General features: G+C 68.2%; 16 protein-coding genes and 2 tRNA genes. 12 read left to right on the plus strand and 6 right to left on the minus strand.

Going from position 1 to position 16,818, the window contains the following annotated elements:
• Window positions 1-27: 27 nt before the first annotated feature.
• Entirely contained in the window at window positions 28-1,134 is a 1,107-nt protein-coding gene (locus tag K0O62_RS10625; RefSeq protein ID WP_372512828.1) for a PQQ-dependent sugar dehydrogenase, read from the minus strand.
• A gap of 177 nt (window positions 1,135-1,311) precedes the next feature.
• Here K0O62_RS10625 and K0O62_RS10630 point away from each other — a divergent pair, with 177 nt between their 5' ends.
• Window positions 1,312-2,133: a DoxX family membrane protein gene (locus tag K0O62_RS10630; RefSeq protein WP_079244185.1), complete on the plus strand. Its 822-nt coding sequence runs from the start codon at window positions 1,312-1,314 to the stop codon at window positions 2,131-2,133.
• Window positions 2,134-2,146: 13 nt separating this feature from the next.
• Here K0O62_RS10630 and K0O62_RS10635 read toward each other — a convergent pair whose 3' ends face one another.
• A complete protein-coding gene (locus tag K0O62_RS10635; RefSeq protein ID WP_073855965.1) occupies window positions 2,147-2,488 on the minus strand; it encodes a PH domain-containing protein in 342 nt (113 codons plus the stop codon).
• 309 nt (window positions 2,489-2,797) lie between these two features.
• Between K0O62_RS10635 and K0O62_RS10640 the strand changes: the two genes are divergently transcribed.
• The 3 genes from K0O62_RS10640 to ilvC all read left to right on the plus strand — a co-directional run bounded on the left by K0O62_RS10640 (window position 2,798) and on the right by ilvC (window position 6,290).
• On the plus strand, window positions 2,798-4,648 hold the full coding sequence (locus tag K0O62_RS10640) for an acetolactate synthase large subunit (protein WP_073855966.1): 1,851 nt from the start codon (window positions 2,798-2,800) through the stop codon (window positions 4,646-4,648).
• Between the two features lie 76 nt (window positions 4,649-4,724).
• Window positions 4,725-5,234: an acetolactate synthase small subunit gene (gene ilvN / locus K0O62_RS10645; RefSeq protein WP_073855967.1), complete on the plus strand. Its 510-nt coding sequence runs from the start codon at window positions 4,725-4,727 to the stop codon at window positions 5,232-5,234.
• Window positions 5,235-5,276: 42 nt separating this feature from the next.
• Window positions 5,277-6,290 carry a ketol-acid reductoisomerase gene (gene ilvC, locus K0O62_RS10650; RefSeq protein WP_073855968.1) on the plus strand — a complete coding sequence of 338 codons (1,014 nt, stop codon included), beginning with the start codon at window positions 5,277-5,279 and terminating at the stop codon, window positions 6,288-6,290.
• Window positions 6,291-6,352: 62 nt separating this feature from the next.
• On the opposite strand, the gene K0O62_RS10655 is transcribed toward ilvC, so the two are convergent.
• From K0O62_RS10655 to K0O62_RS10665, 3 genes are read right to left on the minus strand one after another with little or no spacing between them, the layout of a single operon-like run.
• Window positions 6,353-6,814, minus strand: a complete 462-nt coding sequence (locus tag K0O62_RS10655; protein WP_073855969.1) for a hypothetical protein — start codon at window positions 6,812-6,814, stop codon at window positions 6,353-6,355.
• Window positions 6,815-6,859: 45 nt separating this feature from the next.
• Window positions 6,860-7,468 carry an NAD(P)H:quinone oxidoreductase gene (gene wrbA / locus K0O62_RS10660; protein ID WP_073855970.1) on the minus strand — a complete coding sequence of 203 codons (609 nt, stop codon included), beginning with the start codon at window positions 7,466-7,468 and terminating at the stop codon, window positions 6,860-6,862.
• A gap of 18 nt (window positions 7,469-7,486) precedes the next feature.
• Window positions 7,487-8,944: a phytoene desaturase family protein gene (locus K0O62_RS10665; RefSeq protein ID WP_264002237.1), complete on the minus strand. Its 1,458-nt coding sequence runs from the start codon at window positions 8,942-8,944 to the stop codon at window positions 7,487-7,489.
• Between the two features lie 72 nt (window positions 8,945-9,016).
• Here K0O62_RS10665 and serA point away from each other — a divergent pair, with 72 nt between their 5' ends.
• From serA to K0O62_RS10685, 4 genes are read left to right on the plus strand one after another with little or no spacing between them, the layout of a single operon-like run.
• The gene (serA, locus tag K0O62_RS10670) at window positions 9,017-10,612 is read left to right on the plus strand and encodes a phosphoglycerate dehydrogenase (protein ID WP_073855972.1); all 1,596 of its coding nucleotides are present in this window, start codon (window positions 9,017-9,019) and stop codon (window positions 10,610-10,612) included.
• Entirely contained in the window at window positions 10,609-11,631 is a 1,023-nt protein-coding gene (locus tag K0O62_RS10675; protein ID WP_073855973.1) for a 3-isopropylmalate dehydrogenase, read from the plus strand. The genes serA and K0O62_RS10675 overlap by 4 nt, the downstream gene beginning before the upstream one ends.
• Before the next feature lie 59 nt (window positions 11,632-11,690).
• The gene (locus K0O62_RS10680; RefSeq protein ID WP_073855974.1) at window positions 11,691-12,200 is read left to right on the plus strand and encodes a hypothetical protein; all 510 of its coding nucleotides are present in this window, start codon (window positions 11,691-11,693) and stop codon (window positions 12,198-12,200) included.
• Window positions 12,201-12,229: 29 nt separating this feature from the next.
• Window positions 12,230-12,841 carry a dihydrofolate reductase family protein gene (locus K0O62_RS10685; RefSeq protein ID WP_073855975.1) on the plus strand — a complete coding sequence of 204 codons (612 nt, stop codon included), beginning with the start codon at window positions 12,230-12,232 and terminating at the stop codon, window positions 12,839-12,841.
• 18 nt (window positions 12,842-12,859) lie between these two features.
• Here the strand turns inward: K0O62_RS10685 and K0O62_RS10690 are convergent, their stop codons facing one another.
• On the minus strand, window positions 12,860-14,056 hold the full coding sequence (locus tag K0O62_RS10690; RefSeq protein WP_073856197.1) for an MFS transporter: 1,197 nt from the start codon (window positions 14,054-14,056) through the stop codon (window positions 12,860-12,862).
• A 130-nt stretch (window positions 14,057-14,186) separates the two neighbouring features.
• On the opposite strand from K0O62_RS10690, the gene K0O62_RS10695 reads away from it, so the two are divergent.
• From K0O62_RS10695 to K0O62_RS10710, 4 genes are all read left to right on the plus strand, one after another.
• Window positions 14,187-14,996 carry a fumarylacetoacetate hydrolase family protein gene (locus tag K0O62_RS10695; RefSeq protein WP_073855976.1) on the plus strand — a complete coding sequence of 270 codons (810 nt, stop codon included), beginning with the start codon at window positions 14,187-14,189 and terminating at the stop codon, window positions 14,994-14,996.
• An 18-nt stretch (window positions 14,997-15,014) separates the two neighbouring features.
• Window positions 15,015-16,481: a glutamate--tRNA ligase gene (gene gltX / locus K0O62_RS10700; protein WP_073855977.1), complete on the plus strand. Its 1,467-nt coding sequence runs from the start codon at window positions 15,015-15,017 to the stop codon at window positions 16,479-16,481.
• 117 nt (window positions 16,482-16,598) lie between these two features.
• Window positions 16,599-16,670, plus strand: a tRNA-Gln gene (locus K0O62_RS10705).
• A 73-nt stretch (window positions 16,671-16,743) separates the two neighbouring features.
• Window positions 16,744-16,816: transfer RNA gene (locus K0O62_RS10710), tRNA-Glu, on the plus strand.
• Window positions 16,817-16,818 lie beyond the last annotated feature (2 nt).

The raw sequence follows: 16,818 nt of genomic DNA on the forward strand, positions 1-16,818 counted from the left end.
GCAACTCCGGCGAACGCGCCGAACTCGCTAGGTCTTGTCGGCGTTGCTGCGCGGGAACCCGCCGCCGGACGGGAACAACGGGAAGACCACATCGTCGTGGCTCTCCGCACCCCCGGCGGTCCTGTTCACCGTGGCGCCCCAGATGTTGCCGTCCGGGGACACCGCCAGCGCCCACGCGTGACCGTGCGTGTCCTGACGGACCACCTCCGGTTCACCGGTGACCGCCCCGGTGTCCGGGGCGAGTCGCAGCGCCACCGTCTGCTTGGTGTTCACCAGGTTCACCAGCACGGTGCCGTCGAGCGCGGCGCAGCCGGCGACGCCGGGACGGTCCGGCCACGTCCACACGGTGGAGACGACGGAATCCTTGGTGATGCGCTGGATCCGGTCCGCGGACGGACCCCGGTCGGTGACATAGAGCGCGCCGTCGGCCGGGTCGACGCACATGCTGCCGCCGGCGCCCAGCCCGGACAACGCGGTGGTCTGCGGTGCCTGGTCGACGGTCGTCGGCTGCTCGATGCGCAGCACCTTGCCCGCCATCGAGCCCGGATCTCCTGCCAGGGCAGGGTCCCCGGCGTCCCCGGTGAGCACCAGCAGGGTGGTCGGGCTGGTGAACACCAGCGCGCCGGCATTGCCGGTGGCGCCCTTCGGGATCCCGGTCAGGATCGGCTTGGGCGGGTCGCCGTCGGCGATACGCACCACCCGGTTGTCGGTCGGCGTGCTGATGTAGGCGTACATCAGCCGGTCCTGCTGATAGGTGGGGGATTTCACGATGTCGAGCAGCCCGCCGTCGCCGGCCGGATCGACCGGGATGACGAGCTCCACCACCGGCTCCGCCCTGGTCGCGACCTTCTTGACCGCGCCGGTGGTGCGCTCGGCGACCAGGGCCGACTGACTGTCGCCGCCCATGATGAGGCCGCTGGTGCTCTGCAGGCAGCCCTGCAGCACGCCGGTCGCTTTGCACTCCTTGGGGAACGGCGTGGCCGGCAGCGGCGGGGGTGGCTCGGGCTTGGTGGACGGCGGGGGCGCCATCTGTGGCTCGGTGGTGAATGGTTGGGACTGGGCGTCGTCGAAACGCGCGCATCCCGATCCGACCAGCAATGCCGCACACAGCAGCACGGCCAGTCGCGCCGGCATGCTTCGCGTCGGTCCGCCCAGACTCATGCAGGCCAGGTTACGGATCGCCGCCCGGTCCGCGCCACGAAGGGGCGCAGTGCCCCCGTCGTGTCACAACTCGGCAACGGTGTGGATACGCTGCGCAAAGCGCCGCGCCAATCCATTGTTCTGCGGTGACTTGCACTTACCCTGGCATCCGTGACCGCTGAATCTCAGAACCTGACCGACTGGCAACGGCCGGCGTCGGCGCAGTTGGTCGACCCTGAAGAGGATCTGCCCTCGTCGAGCTACGGGGGAGACTTCGAAACCACCGCCATCCCCCGCTACGACACCACCGGCGCGGCCAAGCCCGAGCAGAACGCGTTCGCGCTGCTGAACGATCCCGAACCGCTGCCCTACGTCTCTCCGGCGCAGCCCAACCCGTACGCGACGGCGCCCGTGGCGCCGACCGAAATCGGCCCGCACGACGCTGACCAGCAGATCCGTGCCGCAGGCCGGCGCGGCACCACCGACCTCGGGCTGCTGCTGCTGCGTGTCGGTCTGGGCGCCCTGCTCATCGTGCACGGCCTGCAGAAGATCTTCGGCTGGTGGGGCGGCGCGGGCCTGAGCGGTTTCGAGAGCTCGCTGTCCGAGCTCGGCTACCAGCACGCCGGTTTGCTCACCTATGTCGGTGCCGGCGCCCAGATCGTCGCCGGTCTGCTGCTGGTGCTGGGGTTGTTCGCCCCGCTCGCGGCGGCCGCCGCGCTGGCCTACCTGGTCAACGCGCTGCTGGCGTCCATCGCCGCCGAACCCGGGGTGGGCTTCGCCGACTTCGTCATCCCGACCGGCCACGAGCACCAGGTCAGTCTGGTGTTGGTCGCTGCGGCGCTGACCCTGACCGGCCCGGGCCGTTACGGCCTGGACGCCGGCCGCGGCTGGGCCCGCCGGCCGTTCGTCGGCTCGTTCCTGGCGCTGCTGCTGGGCGTCGGCGTGGGCATCGGCATGTGGGTGCTGCTCAACGGCGCCAACCCGCTGGGCTGAGGCCGACGCGTTTTTATTCGTAGGGGTTCGGAACTCGTCCGCCGCTGGCCGCGGTGAGCAGCGGCAACGTCGCGAAGGTCACTGCGGGCAGCGTGATCTCGCTGCCGTCGGTGAGCCGGGCCCGGGCCCACGAGGACCGGGTGAAGCGCAGGCCCTCGATGCGCGTCCACGGCACGGTCCGGCTGCCCAGCAGGGTGCGCGCGGTCACCTCGTCGCGGCCGGCCACCGTGCGGTAGCGGGCGATGGTCACCGAGGCAAGCACCGGAAACACCATCAGGATCCAGCTCCAGGACGGCAGCGCGTAGATCAGCGCGAAGATTCCGAGAGTCAGGAAACCGACCGCGATGTGGGCCATGGGGGAGATGCGAATTACGAGCGGGGAGGGCTGACTCACCGGGACATCTTCGCATCGCCACCCGTGAGCGGTTCCGGGTGCGGGCGCAATTTGACCTTTGAGCAGTGCGGAGGCTACCGTCAGGGTCTATGTACACCCCGGACAAGCTCGTAGTACTTGGTTGGCGCGTTGATGCCGCGCTAGCTCTCTGCCGGGCTTAGCCAACAGCATCGACGCGCCAACCCTCGTACAGCGGACTCCGCTGACGGGGGTTTTTTGCTGTCACAGAACGTCACAACATCACCTGAACCAACCCGATACGAGGAAAAAGTGAGCGCACCCACCACGCGACCGCCGGAACCCACCCAGCGCGCGAACGGCGTCCAGGCCTCCGCCAAGACGGAACCAAAGGCCAATGTTGTTGCACCGGAACAGATGACGGGCGCGCAGTCGGTGGTGCGGTCGCTCGAGGAGATCGGTGTCGAGGTGATCTTCGGGATCCCCGGTGGCGCCGTGCTGCCGGTCTACGACCCGCTGTACGACTCGAAGAAGCTGCGCCACGTGCTGGTGCGCCACGAGCAGGGTGCCGGCCACGCCGCCAGCGGCTACGCCCACGCCACCGGCAAGGTCGGTGTGATGATGGCGACCTCCGGTCCGGGTGCGACCAACCTGATCACCCCGCTGGCTGATGCCCAGATGGACTCCATCCCGGTCGTGGCCATCACCGGCCAGGTGGGACGGGCCCTGATCGGCACCGACGCCTTCCAGGAAGCCGACATCACCGGCATGACCATGCCGGTCACCAAGCACAACTTCCTCGTCCGCAGCGGCGAGGACATCCCGCGGGTCATCGCCGAGGCCTTCCACATCGCCCAGAGCGGACGGCCTGGCGCTGTCCTCGTCGATATCCCGAAGGACATCCTGCAGGGGCAGTGCACCTTCTCCTGGCCCCCGGTGATGGATCTGCCCGGCTACAAGCCGAACACCAAGCCGCACAGCCGGCAGGTGCGTGAGGCGACCAAGCTGATCGCCGAGGCCCGCAAACCGGTGCTGTACGTGGGTGGTGGCGTCATCCGCGGCAACGCCAGCGCCGAACTGATGGAACTGGCCGAGCTGACCGGCATCCCGGTCGTCACCACGCTGATGGCGCGCGGTGCGTTCCCCGACAGCCACCCGCAGCACATGGGCATGCCCGGCATGCACGGCTCGGTGTCCGCAGTCGCCGCGCTGCAGAAGAGTGACCTGCTGATCGCCCTGGGCACCCGCTTCGACGACCGCGTCACCGGCCAGCTGGAGTCCTTCGCCCCGGACGCCAAGGTGATCCACGCCGACATCGACCCCGCCGAGATCGGCAAGAACCGGCACGCCGACGTGCCGATCGTCGGTGATGTGCGCAACGTCCTGGCCGACCTGCTGGAGGTGCTGCGCCGTGCGGGCACCACCCGCGACTCGCTGCAGCTGGGCCCCTGGTGGGACTACCTGAACAGCATCAAGGCGACCTACCCGCTGAGCTACGGGCCGCAGAGCGACGGCAGCCTGAGCCCCGAGTTCGTCATCGAGAAGCTGGGCCAGATCGCCGGACCGGAAGCGGTGTACGTCGCCGGCGTCGGACAGCACCAGATGTGGGCCGCGCAGTTCGTGAAGTACGAGAACCCCAAGACCTGGCTGAACTCCGGCGGTCTGGGCACCATGGGCTACGCCGTCCCCGCGGCGATGGGCGCCAAGTTCGCCCGGCCCGAGGCCGAGGTGTGGGCGATCGACGGTGACGGCTGCTTCCAGATGACCAATCAGGAACTGGCCACCTGCGCGCTGGAGGGTGCGCCGATCAAGGTCGCCCTGATCAACAACGGCAACCTGGGCATGGTGCGGCAGTGGCAGACGCTGTTCTACGAGCAGCGCTACAGCCAGACCAACCTGTCCACGCACAGCCACCGGATCCCGGATTTCGTGAAGCTGGCCGAGGCGCTGGGCTGTGTCGGATTGCGTTGTGAGCGTGCCGAAGATGTCGAGGACGTGATCAACCAGGCCCGGGCCATCAACGACAAGCCGGTGGTCATCGACTTCGTCGTCGGCGCCGACGCCCAGGTGTGGCCGATGGTCGCCGCCGGTACCAGCAACGACGAGATCCAGGCCGCCCGCGGCATCCGTCCGCTGTTCGACACCGAAGAAGGGCACGCCTGATGAGCGCGCGAAGACGAGCACGAGTGAGGATCGCAGTGAGGAACGAACGAGGACCGCAGCGAATGGGAGTCGAGTCATGAGTAGCGTCTCCACGCACACCCTGTCGGTGCTCGTCGAGGACAAGCCCGGCGTGCTGGCGCGCGTCGCGTCGCTGTTCTCCCGGCGCGGCTTCAACATCCAGAGCCTCGCCGTCGGGGCCACCGAGCAGAAGCACCTGTCCCGGATGACGATCGTCGTCGAGGTCGAGGACTTCCCGCTGGAACAGGTCACCAAGCAGCTCAACAAGCTGGTCAACGTGATCAAGATCGTCGAGCAGGACGAGAGCCAGTCGGTCTCGCGTGAGCTCGCGCTGATCAAGGTGCGCACCGATGCGACCACCCGCAGCCAGGTGATTGAAGCGGTCAACCTGTTCCGTGCCAAGGTTGTGGATGTGTCCACCGAGTCGCTGACCATCGAGGCGACAGGGACCCAGGAGAAGCTCGAGGCATTCCTGCGAGTGCTCGAGCCGTACGGTATCCGGGAGATCGTGCAGTCCGGCATCGTCTCGTTGTCGCGCGGGCCGCGCGGTATCGGCACCGCAAAATAGCTTCAGAGAACGAATCACAGAGACAAAAGAGAAGGAAAATCAGTGGCAATCGAACTGTTCTACGACGCCGACGCGGATCTGTCGATCATCCAGGGCCGCAAGGTCGCGGTGATCGGCTACGGCAGCCAGGGCCATGCGCACTCGCTGTCGCTGCGCGACTCGGGTGTGCAGGTCAAGGTCGGCCTGAAGGAGGGCTCGAAGTCCCGCGTCAAGGTCGAGGAGCAGGGCCTGGAGGTCGGAACCCCGGCCGAGGTCGCCAAGTGGGCCGACGTGATCATGGTCCTCGCGCCGGACACCGCGCAGGCCGAGATCTTCACCAACGACATCGAGCCCAACCTGGAGGACGGTAACGCGCTGTTCTTCGGGCACGGCCTGAACATCCACTTCGGCCTGATCAAGCCGGCCGAGAACATCACCGTCGGCATGGTCGCCCCCAAGGGCCCCGGCCACCTGGTGCGCCGCCAGTTCGTCGACGGCAAGGGTGTGCCCTGCCTGATCGCCATCCACCAGGACCCCAAGGGTGAGGGCCAGGCGCTGGCGCTGTCGTACGCCTCCGCCATCGGCGGTGGCCGCGCCGGCGTCATCAAGACCACCTTCAAGGAAGAGACCGAGACCGACCTGTTCGGTGAGCAGGCCGTGCTGTGCGGTGGCACCGAAGAGCTCATCAAGACCGGGTTCGAGGTCATGGTCGAGGCCGGTTACGCGCCCGAGATGGCCTACTTCGAGGTGCTGCACGAGCTCAAGCTGATCGTGGACCTGATCTACGAGGGTGGCATCGCCCGGATGAACTACTCGGTCTCCGACACCGCCGAGTTCGGTGGCTACCTGTCGGGCCCGCGGGTCATCGACGCCGACACCAAGAAGCGTATGCAGGACATCCTCAAGGACATCCAGGACGGCACCTTCGTCAAGCGCCTGGTCGCCAACGTCGAGGGCGGCAACAAGGAGCTCGAGGCCCTGCGCAAGGAGAACGCCGAGCACCCGATCGAGGTCACCGGCAAGAAGCTGCGCGACCTGATGAGCTGGGTCGACCGGCCCATCACCGAAACCGCCTAGGTTTTTCTGCGACGTGTGGAGCGTTACCCGTACTCAGTGCGGGTAACGCTCCACAGGTCTTTCTAGGGTGTCGCCTCGTGTCCGGGCCGGCCGTGGGTGCGCCGGCGTTCCTTCATCTCGGCCTCGAAGACGTGCCGCCGGCCGCCCATGAGTTCCTCGCGGACCCGCCTCTCGTGGTCGCGGAACCGGGACCAGTAGGTGTCGTCGAATTCCTCGACGACCTGAAACGTCCAGCGCCCCTGCACGATGTTGCGGCCGACCATGTCCTCTTCGAGCCGGTCGGCGATGGTCTCGTGGCCGGCCTCGCGCAGTCTGTCGCAGGTGTCGCCCAACAGCAGGTCGGCATGGCCCATCAGCTGATGGAACGCATACAGGTGCCCGCGGGCGCGTTCGACGTACTCCAACGCCTCCGACAGTGAGCCGACCGCCTCGACGGTGTCATCGTCGACGCCGTCGGGCCGGGCGTGGATGGCGTCGAGCGTGGGGTACCGCGCGTTGTCACGTTTTCTCACACCATCGCCCATGTGCCGTGGTGTACCCGGGTTGCGGCGATTTCAGACTTGCGGCCGTCAGGCCAGCCGCGATGCGACACCGACCACCCGCCGGGCCAGATGATCGAGTGCATCAGCGGTCGCGTCGTCGAAGGCGGTGATGTTCTCCCGGTTGGCGATCAGCCCCACCCCGTAGGGATTTCCGTCGACGAACTTCACCGGGTCGGTGTATCCGGGCGCAACGATGATCCCACCGAAATGCATCAGCGTCACATACAGATTCAGCAGGGTGGACTCCTGGCCGCCATGCGCGGTCTGGGTCGAGGTGAAACCCGCGTACACCTTGTCGGCCAGCTTGCCCTGCGACCACAACCCGCCCAACGAGTCCAGGAACGCCCGCAGGGGTGCGGCGGGGGAGCCGAATCGGGTGGGGGAGCCGAAGATCACCGCGTCGGCCCACACGATGTCCTCACCGGTCGCGGCCGGCTTACCAACGTGGGCTTCGTAATTCGCGGTCCACGCGGGGTTGTGCGCGAACGACTCCGGGTCGGCGGTCTCGGCGGCATGGCGCAACCGCACCTCGGCGCCGGCGGCCTCGGCGGCGGTGGCCACCCGGGCCGCCATCGAGGTGCCGTGCCCGGTGGCCGAGTAGTAGATGATCGCGAGTTTGGGGTTGGCGGAGGTCACGGCGCCAGCCTAATCAGATCAGGGCGTCAGCTCGGGAAGATCGCGGATACCGAACTCCCGTTTGAGCACCGTGCGGGCCGCGTAGAAGCCGGCCATGCCGTGCACGCCGCCGCCCGGTGGGGCCGCCGAGGAACACAGGTACGCCTTGGGGATCGGGGTGGACCATGGGTTGATCCGCGGTGTCGGCCCGGCGATGGCACTGAGCATGTTGTTGCCGCCCACGCCGATGTCTCCGCCCACCAGGTTGGCGTTGTGCTCCGAGAGCCGGGCGGCCGGCACGCTGCGCACCGCGACCACCACATCGCGGAAGCCGGGCGCGAAGCGTTCGAAGATGCCGGTGACGGTCTCGGCCATGTCCACCGTCGATCCGGCAGGCACATGGGCGTAGGCCCACAACGGCCGCCGGCCCTGCGCGTCGATGCGAGCCGGGTCGGCGATGTGCGGCAGGGCGGCCAGCACCATCGGCCATTCGGGGTGCCGGCCGGCGGCGATCTCGGACTCGGCCAGCGCCATCTGGGATCGGTTGCCGCCGAGATGCAGGGTGGGGGCCAGGTTCAGACGCGAGTCACGCCAGGGGATCTCACCGGACAACACGAAGTCGACCTTGGCCACACCCGGCCCGTAGCGGTAGCGGCGCAAGGCTTTTGCGTAGCGCGGCGGCAGCGCGGCACCATAGATGGACAGCAGTGCGGTCGGTGCGGTGTCGTAGAGCACGACGCCGCCCGGCGGGGCGGTGACCTCTTCGCCGAGCACGAGTTCCCCGCCGTGGATGCGCAGATCGGCGATCAGCGCATCCGGGATGGCCTGTGAGCCGCCGACCGGGATCGGCCAGCCGACCGCATGCGCCAGGGTGGCCAGCATCAGTCCCGCCCCAGAGGCGACCAGGGAGGGCATCTGCGAAATCGTGTGTGCGGCAACGCCGGTGAACAACGCGCGGGCGTCCTCGCCCTTCAGGGTCCCCCACAGGGGGCTGCCCTGCGCCAGCAGTCGGGGCGCCACCTTGAGCGCGGCGGGAATCGACGGCGGGAGGGACCGCTTGTCGCCGAGCAGCAGTCCGACGACGCCGTCGCAGTCGTCCGACAGCGGGCCGAGCAGGCGTCGCCACGAATTGCCGTCGGACAGTTCGGCACAGGTGCGGGCGATGTCGCGGTAGCCGATGGCGGCGGGCCGGTCGGTCAACGGATTCGCATACGAGATGTCGGGTACCGACAGCTGCACCCCGCGCGCGGGTAGGTCGTAGTCGGCGAAGAACGGCGAGGCCAGGGCCAGCGGATGCACCGCCGAGCAGATGTCGTGGGCCACCCCGGGATACTCGGGGTCGGGCAGGGTGCGCGCACCCCCGCCCGCGGTGCTCTCGGCCTCGATGACGCGCACGGACAGACCTGCGCGGGCCAGGATGACGGCTGCGGTCAGGCCGTTGGGCCCGCTTCCGACGACGGTGACGTCCACCACTCCAGTAGACAGCATCGGTCGCAGTGCCCGCTCGTTTCGGTGCTGAATGCACGCGGCCTGTGGTATCGCCGACGTCACACACTAGGCTGTAACCCCGTGAGTCTTCCCGTAGTGCTGATAGCCGACAAGCTTGCCGAGTCGACCGTTGCCGCCCTCGGCGACCAGGTCGAGGTCCGCTGGGTAGACGGCCCCGACCGTCCGAAACTGCTGGCCGCCGTCGCCGATGCCGATGCCCTGTTGGTGCGTTCCGCCACCACGGTGGACGCCGAGGTCATCGCCGCCGCGCCCAAACTCAAGATCGTCGCCCGTGCCGGCGTCGGACTGGACAACGTCGACGTGGACGCCGCCACCGCGCGCGGTGTGCTCGTCGTCAACGCCCCGACCTCCAACATCCACAGCGCCGCCGAGCACGCCGTGGCCCTGCTGCTGTCGGCGGCCCGGCAGGTCCCGGCCGCGGACGCCACGCTGCGCGAGCACACCTGGAAGCGGTCCTCGTTCAACGGCACCGAGATCTTCGGCAAGACCGTCGGCGTGGTCGGGCTGGGCCGCATCGGTCAGCTGGTCGCCGCGCGGCTGGCCGCGTTCGGCACCCACGTGATCGCCTACGACCCCTACGTGTCCACGGCGCGCGCCGCCCAGATCGGCATCGAGCTGGTCGACCTGGACGAGCTGCTGGGCCGCGCGGACTTCATCTCGGTGCACCTGCCCAAGACCAAGGAGACCGCGGGCCTGCTCGGCAAGGAGAACCTCGCCAAGACCAAGCCCGGGGTCATCATCGTCAACGCCGCCCGCGGCGGACTGATCGACGAACAGGCCCTGGCCGACGCGATCAACAGCGGACACGTGCGCGCCGCCGGCCTCGACGTGTTCGCCACCGAGCCGTGCACCGACAGCCCGCTGTTCGATCTGCCGCAGGTCGTGGTCACCCCGCATCTGGGCGCATCGACCGCCGAGGCGCAGGACCGGGCCGGCACCGATGTGGCCGCCAGCGTGAAGCTGGCCCTGGCCGGTGAATTCGTGCCCGACGCCGTCAACGTCGGCGGCGGCGTCGTCGGCGAGGAAGTGGCGCCCTGGCTGGATCTGGTGCGCAAGCTCGGGCTGCTGGTGGGCGCGCTCTCCGATGCCGCCCCGGTGTCGCTGGCGGTTCAGGTCCGCGGCGAGCTGGCCGCCGGCGGTACAGAGGATGTGGGCATTCTCAAGCTCTCGGCGCTGCGTGGCCTGTTCTCCGCGGTCGTCGATGAGCAGGTGACCTTCGTCAACGCGCCCGCCCTGGCCAAGGACCGCGGTGTCACCGCCGAGATCAGCACCGCCAGCGAGAGCCCCAACCACCGCAGCGTGGTGGACGTGCGCGCGGTGCACGCCGACGGCAGCTCCATCAACGTCGCGGGCACCCTGTCGGGTCCGCAGCTGGTGGAGAAGATCGTCCAGATCAACGGTCGCAACCTGGACCTGCGTGCCGAGGGCCACAACCTGATCGTCAACTACACCGACCAGCCGGGCGCGCTCGGCAAGATCGGCACCCTGCTCGGCGGGGCGAACGTCAACATCCTGGCCGCGCAGATGAGCCAGGACGCCAGCGGCGACAGCGCCACCGTGATGCTGCGCCTGGATACCGATGTGCCCGAAGATGTGCGCGCCGCGATCGCTTCGGCGGTCGGCGCCACCACACTGGAAGTGGTCGACCTGACATGACATCACTGAACAAGCTCGCCGTCATCGCCGGTGACGGCATCGGCCCGGAGGTCATCGACCAGGCACTGCGGGTGCTGGACGCGGTGTTGCCCGGGGTGAACCGCACCGAGTACGACCTGGGTGCGCGGCGCTACCACGCGTCCGGGGAACTGCTCACCGAGGAGACCATCGACGAGCTGCGCGGCTACGACGCGATCCTGCTCGGGGCGATCGGCGATCCGTCGGTGCCCAGCGGCGTGCTGGAGCGCGGGCTGCTGCTCAAGCTGCGTTTCGCGCTCGACCATCACGTCAACCTGCGCCCGGGACGGTTGTATCCCGGTGTGGCGAGCCCGCTCTCGGGTGTGACCGGGATCGACTTCGTCGTGGTCCGCGAGGGCACCGAGGGGCCCTACACCGGTAACGGCGGCGCGCTACGGGTCGGCACCCCGCACGAGGTGGCCACCGAGGTGAGCGTGAACACCGCGTTCGGTGTGGAGCGTGTCGTGCGTGACGCCTTCGCCCGGGCACAGTCCCGCCGCAAGCATCTGACGTTGGTGCACAAGACGAATGTGCTGACCTTCGCCGGCAGCCTGTGGTCGCGGGTGGTGGCCGAGGTGGGTGCGGAGTACCCCGACGTCGAGGTCGCCTACCAGCACATCGATGCCGCGACGATCCACATGGTCACCGATCCGGGCCGCTTCGACGTGATCGTCACCGACAACCTGTTCGGCGACATCATCACCGATCTGTCGGCGGCGGTGTGCGGTGGCATCGGTTTGGCCGCCAGCGGCAACATCGATGCGACGCGCACGAATCCGTCGATGTTCGAGCCCGTGCACGGCAGCGCGCCCGATATCGCCGGACAGGGCATCGCCGATCCGACGGCCGCGGTGATGAGCGTGGCGCTGCTGCTCTCGCACGTCGGCGAGGACGCCGCGGCGGCCCGGGTGGACAAGGCCGTGGCCGAGCATCTTGCGACCCGCGGCGAGGCGAAGCTGTCGACCAGCGAGGTCGGCGACCGGATCCTGTCGCTGCTCTGACTGTCGAGGGTGGGTTCGCGACGCTGAGCCGGCAATGCCGGCTGTTCGCGATCGGTTCGATGTTCTTCGCCGTCGCCACCGCGCCGGGATTCGCCGCTGCTGCCGGGGCGGGTGCGACGAACGTGCTGTGCTTCGTGGGCTCGTGGTTCTTCACCACCGCCGCGTGGATGCAACTTCGGCTTTCTGATCGCGGGGGCGGCTGGTGGTCGTCGGCCATCCAGTTCGCCGGCACCATCCTGTTCAATGTCAGCACCGGGGCGTCGGTGTGGACGCACACGATCCACGGTGAACAGCGTTACGTGTGGGTGCCGGACGCGACCGGGTCGCTGGCATTCCTGGTCAGCGGTGTGCTGGCGGTGGCGCTGGTCGGTTGGTGGGCCCCGAAGTCCGTTGACTGGCAGGCGAGCTGGATCAACCTGGCCGGTTGCATCGCGTTCGGGGTATCGGCGGTGGGGGCGTTCGTCCTGAAATCCGGGGTGACCGAGGATCAGTGGCTGGCCAACCTGGGTACCTTCATCGGGGCGCTGTGTTTCCTGACCGCGGCCATGCTGGTGCTGCCACGGCGATGAGTCCGTCGGCACCGGCCGGTCTACCCGTCATGGGACTCATCGACATCGAGCTGTTCGCGACACTGGACCTGGTAGGGCAGGCGCCGGGCGGGCCGGAGGAGGATCCCATCGGATTCCCGTTCGGCGGCTGGCAGGCGCCGCTGATGAACGAGGTCGCCGGAGCGCAGGTGGCGGCGGCCTACGAGGGCACCGATGCGCTGCTGCTCGGCCGGCGCACCTACGACATCTTCGCGGCGTACTGGCCGCACCAGGATGACGAATTCGGCGCGCTGTTCAACCGCATCCCGAAGTATGTGGCCTCCCGCGGCAAACCCGATCTGTCCTGGGCGGGGTCCACTCTGCTCGGGAACGATCTGGTCGCGGCGGTACGCGAGATCCGGGATCGGCACGCGCAGGTGAAGGTCGTCGGGAGCCTGAATCTGGTGCAGACCCTGTTGCGGGAGAAGCTCTTCGACCGCATCGACCTGTGGCTGCATCCGATCATGCTCGGCGTCGGCAAGAAGGTGTTCGCCGACGGTGTGGTGCCCACCAACGTCGCGCTGCTGCAGCCGCCGGTATCCGGTCCGGCGGGCACGGTCTACCTGCGCTACGGGCTGGCCGACGGCGTCCCGGAGACCGGCGTTATGGCTGAGGTGCCCTGAAATCAGTTCCGGTAAAGGCTAGTTCGATTCCTCGGCCGGCGACGGGTCGGCGGGCACCAGGGGGATGGCGGCCAGCGGGAACAGTGCGCACACGGCGAAGGCGACCGGGAAACCGGCGGCGGCGATCAGCGTGCCGAACAGCGGTGCACCGACGGCGGTGGCCAGATGCTGGCTGGTGTTCTGCGTGCCCAGCGCGCGCCCGCTCCAGAACGGTCCGGCGATCTCCGCGATCGCGGTGAACGCCAAACCGTTGTCGGACACCGTGACAACCGAGGCGACGATCATCAGCGCGACGGCGATCGGGGAATCCAACGCATCGGTCACCGCCAGCAACGCCATCGTCACCGCGGCGGCCGCCGCGATGGAACGGATGGGCCGCAGCCGGGATCCGACCACGTCCGACCACCGCCCCGCCGCGATCCGCCCGCCGGCGCCGAGGACCTGTGCGACGGTGACCAGGGTGCCTGCCGATGCCGCCGACCATCCGCGTTCGGTCATCAACCAGACCAGGGTGAAGGTCCAGATGAACCCCTGCGGGACCACCAGCAGCACCGAGACGGCATGGATGCGCCACAGCATCGACGAACCGCGGTAGGGGTTGGCCAGGTGTTGCGGCGGTGCGTCGGCGCGGTGCGGCCGCGGCGGATCCAGCACACCGATCGCGCAGATGACCGCGGACAGCACGCACACCGCCGCCGGGAACACCAGCGCGGTGGCCACCCCGTGGCTCTCGGCGAGCCGGGGGATGACCAAGGCGCCCAGTCCGACTCCCAACGGGGTGGCGGTCTGGCGGATTCCCATGGCGAGGCCGCGCTGTTCCGGCGGGAACCAGCCGACGACCACCCGCCCGCTGGCGGAGTTGCTGCTGGCCGCGGCCATCCCGCCGAGGAGCAGGAACGCGCCGACCGCGAACAGTGAGTCCACCGAGGCCGCGCCGAAGGCGAATGCGGCGGTCAGCGCCGAGCCGACGGTCAGCACGATCCGTTCGCCGACCCGGTCGACCAGCCAGCCCCAGGCGATCAGGGTCAGTACCAGCCCGAAACTCGGCATGGCCGCGAGCAGTCCGGCCGCGGCGAGGTCCACGCCGTGCTCGCTGCGCAGTGTCGGGATGAGAAAGGCGGCGCCGTTGATGAACACGTTGGCGCATGTCGTGGCTGTGAGTGCGATCACCAGCATCGACCACCGCCGCGCGGTGCCGATGGATGCCGTTCCCATGACGGCCATCGTGCCACGGGAATCTCAAGATATTGAACTCACATCTCAATATATGGAAGAGGTGGGAGGTATTGCGGGATGGACCGACGCCGCGCGCCGAACTGTGGCGGGGCGTCATTAGGCTGGACGAATGCGCCTCGGTCGAATCGCCAGTCCTGACGGGGTCGCCTTCGTAGTCATCGAAGGCGACTCGAACTCCGATGCGGTGTGCCGCGAGATTGCCGAACAGTATCTGTCGCGCAATCCCACGTTCACCGGCCGCAGTTGGCCGCTGGCCGACGTGCGGCTGCTGGCGCCGATCCTGGCCAGCAAGGTGATCTGCATGGGCAAGAACTACGCCGCGCACGCCCACGAGATGGGTGGCGAGCCGCCGGAGGATCCGGTGATCTTCCTCAAGCCCAACACCGCCATCATCGGGCCCAACGTCCCGATCCAGTTGCCGGCCGACGCCAACCCCGTGCATCACGAGGGCGAGCTGGTGATCGTCATCGAGCGGCCCTGCAAGGACGTGCCCGCCGCGAAGGCGGCCGACTACATCCTCGGCTACACGATCGCCAATGACGTGTCCGCGCGCGATCAGCAGCGCAAGGACGGCCAGTGGATGCGGGCCAAGGGGCACGACACCTTCTGCCCGGTCGGGCCCTGGATCGAGACCGCCGTGGATCCGTCCGATCTGGACCTGCGTACCGAGGTCATGCGCCAGGGCGAGGATTCGAAGCCCGTGGTGGAGGTTCGTCAGCAGTCCAACACCTCGCTGTTGCTGCACGATGTGGGCGCCATCGTCGAATGGGTGTCGGCGGTCATGACGCTGCTGCCCGGCGATCTCATCCTCACCGGAACCCCGGAGGGCGTCGGCCCGATCGAGGACGGCGACACCGTCAACATCACCATCGAGGGGATCGGCACCCTCTCCAATCCCGTTGTGCGCAAGCAGAAATAAAGGACCAAGGGAAGACAAATGACATCCGCCACTGATGCTGTCCGGGTACGGTTCTGCCCTTCTCCGACGGGCACCCCGCACGTCGGGTTGGTGCGTACCGCGTTGTTCAACTGGGCCTACGCCCGGCACACCGGCGGCACCTTCGTGTTCCGCATCGAGGACACCGACGCCGCCCGCGACACCCAGGAGAGCTACGACGCCATCCTGGACGCGCTGCGCTGGCTCGGGCTGGACTGGGATGAGGGGCCCGAGGTCGGCGGCCCGCATGAGCCGTACCGGCAGTCGCAGCGCTCCGATCTGTATCGGGACGTGATCGGCAAGCTGCTCGCCGCGGGGGAGGTCTACGAGGCCTACTCCACACCCGAAGAGGTCGAGGCCCGCCACCTCGCCGCCGGCCGCAATCCCAAACTGGGCTATGACAACTACGACCGTGATCTCACCGACGAGCAGCGGGCGGCGTTCGCGGCCGAGGGCCGCAGGCCCGTGCTCCGGTTGCGGATGCCCGACCAGGACCTCACCTGGACCGATCTCGTGCGCGGCGAGACCACCTTCGCCGCCGGGGTGGTGCCCGATTTCGCGATCACCCGCGCCAACGGAGATCCGCTCTACACCTTGGTCAATCCCGTCGACGACGCGTTGATGAAGATCACACATGTGCTGCGCGGTGAGGACCTGCTGCCGTCCACCCCGCGGCAGATCGCCCTGTACCAGGCGCTGATCCGCATCGGAGTCGCCGACCGCATCCCCGAATTCGCGCACCTGCCAAGCGTTCTGGGCGAGGGCAACAAGAAGCTGTCCAAGCGCGACCCGCAGTCGAACCTGTTCCTGCACCGTGACCGGGGTTTCATCCCGGAGGGGCTGCTCAACTACCTGGCGCTGCTGGGCTGGGGGATCGCCGACGATCACGATCTGTTCAGCCTCGACGAGATGGTGGCGGCGTTCGACGTCGTGAACGTCAACTCCAACCCGGCCCGCTTCGACCAGAAGAAGGCCGACGCGATCAACGCCGAGCACATCCGGCTGTTGACCCCGGAGGACTTCACCGCCCGGCTGCGGGCCTATCTGGACGCCCACGGGCACGACACCGGCCTGGACGAGGCCGCCTTCGCCGAAGCCGCGGCGCTGGTGCAGACCCGCATCGTGGTGCTCGGCGATGCGTGGGATCTGTTGAAGTTCTTCGACGATGGCTCCTACGTCCTCGATGAGAAGGCGGCGGCCAAGGAACTCAAGCCCGAGGCGGCGCCGGTGCTGGACGCCGCGCTGACGGCTCTGGAGGCCGCGCCGCAGTGGTCCACCGCGGCGATCGAGGAAGCGCTCAAGGCGGCGCTGCTGGACGGGCTGGAGCTCAAACCCCGTAAGGCCTTCGGCCCGATCCGGGTCGCGGTCACCGGGTCGACGGTCAGCCCGCCGCTGTTCGAGTCCCTGGAACTGCTCGGTCGGGAGCGCAGTTTGGCCCGGTTGCGCGCCGCAAGGGCAGGGGTGTGAAAAGTGGTCCGAAATCTTTGGTAGTCTGCTCGTCGGCCCGGAAAGCACAGCGGAGAGTCAGACCGCCGCGCTGAAAGAGCCGAAACGATGCCTTGAGCTGCAGCGATAGGCATCAAATGGGGTATGGTGTAATTGGCAACACAGCGGTTTCTGGTACCGCCATTCTAGGTTCGAGTCCTGGTACCCCAGCTGTCCGGCCCGGAACAGCGGATTAGGTGAGAACGACTGCCTGAGCTATGCTTTCCGACCGGAAGATGTTCTAGCCCCCGTCGTCTAGCGGCCTAGGACGCCGCCCTCTCACGGCGGTAGCGTGGGTTCGAATCCCATCGGGGGTACG

This window comes from Mycolicibacterium diernhoferi, assembly GCF_019456655.1.
Classification (GTDB): domain Bacteria; phylum Actinomycetota; class Actinomycetes; order Mycobacteriales; family Mycobacteriaceae; genus Mycobacterium; species Mycobacterium diernhoferi.

What these genes read in the sequence shown, in the direction of transcription:
- K0O62_RS10695 (WP_073855976.1), top strand. Translation starts at nt 14,187, where the DNA reads ATGCGCCTCGGTCGAATCGCCAGTCCTGACGGGGTCGCCTTCGTAGTC.
- K0O62_RS10655 (WP_073855969.1), bottom strand. Translation starts at nt 6,814, where the DNA reads ATGGGCGATGGTGTGAGAAAACGTGACAACGCGCGGTACCCCACGCTC.
- K0O62_RS10635 (WP_073855965.1), bottom strand. Translation starts at nt 2,488, where the DNA reads ATGGCCCACATCGCGGTCGGTTTCCTGACTCTCGGAATCTTCGCGCTG.
- K0O62_RS10625 (WP_372512828.1), bottom strand. Translation starts at nt 1,134, where the DNA reads ATGCCGGCGCGACTGGCCGTGCTGCTGTGTGCGGCATTGCTGGTCGGA.
- ilvN (WP_073855967.1), top strand. Translation starts at nt 4,725, where the DNA reads ATGAGTAGCGTCTCCACGCACACCCTGTCGGTGCTCGTCGAGGACAAG.
- K0O62_RS10675 (WP_073855973.1), top strand. Translation starts at nt 10,609, where the DNA reads ATGACATCACTGAACAAGCTCGCCGTCATCGCCGGTGACGGCATCGGC.
- K0O62_RS10690 (WP_073856197.1), bottom strand. Translation starts at nt 14,056, where the DNA reads ATGGGAACGGCATCCATCGGCACCGCGCGGCGGTGGTCGATGCTGGTG.
- gltX (WP_073855977.1), top strand. Translation starts at nt 15,015, where the DNA reads ATGACATCCGCCACTGATGCTGTCCGGGTACGGTTCTGCCCTTCTCCG.
- K0O62_RS10680 (WP_073855974.1), top strand. Translation starts at nt 11,691, where the DNA reads ATGTTCTTCGCCGTCGCCACCGCGCCGGGATTCGCCGCTGCTGCCGGG.
- K0O62_RS10685 (WP_073855975.1), top strand. Translation starts at nt 12,230, where the DNA reads ATGGGACTCATCGACATCGAGCTGTTCGCGACACTGGACCTGGTAGGG.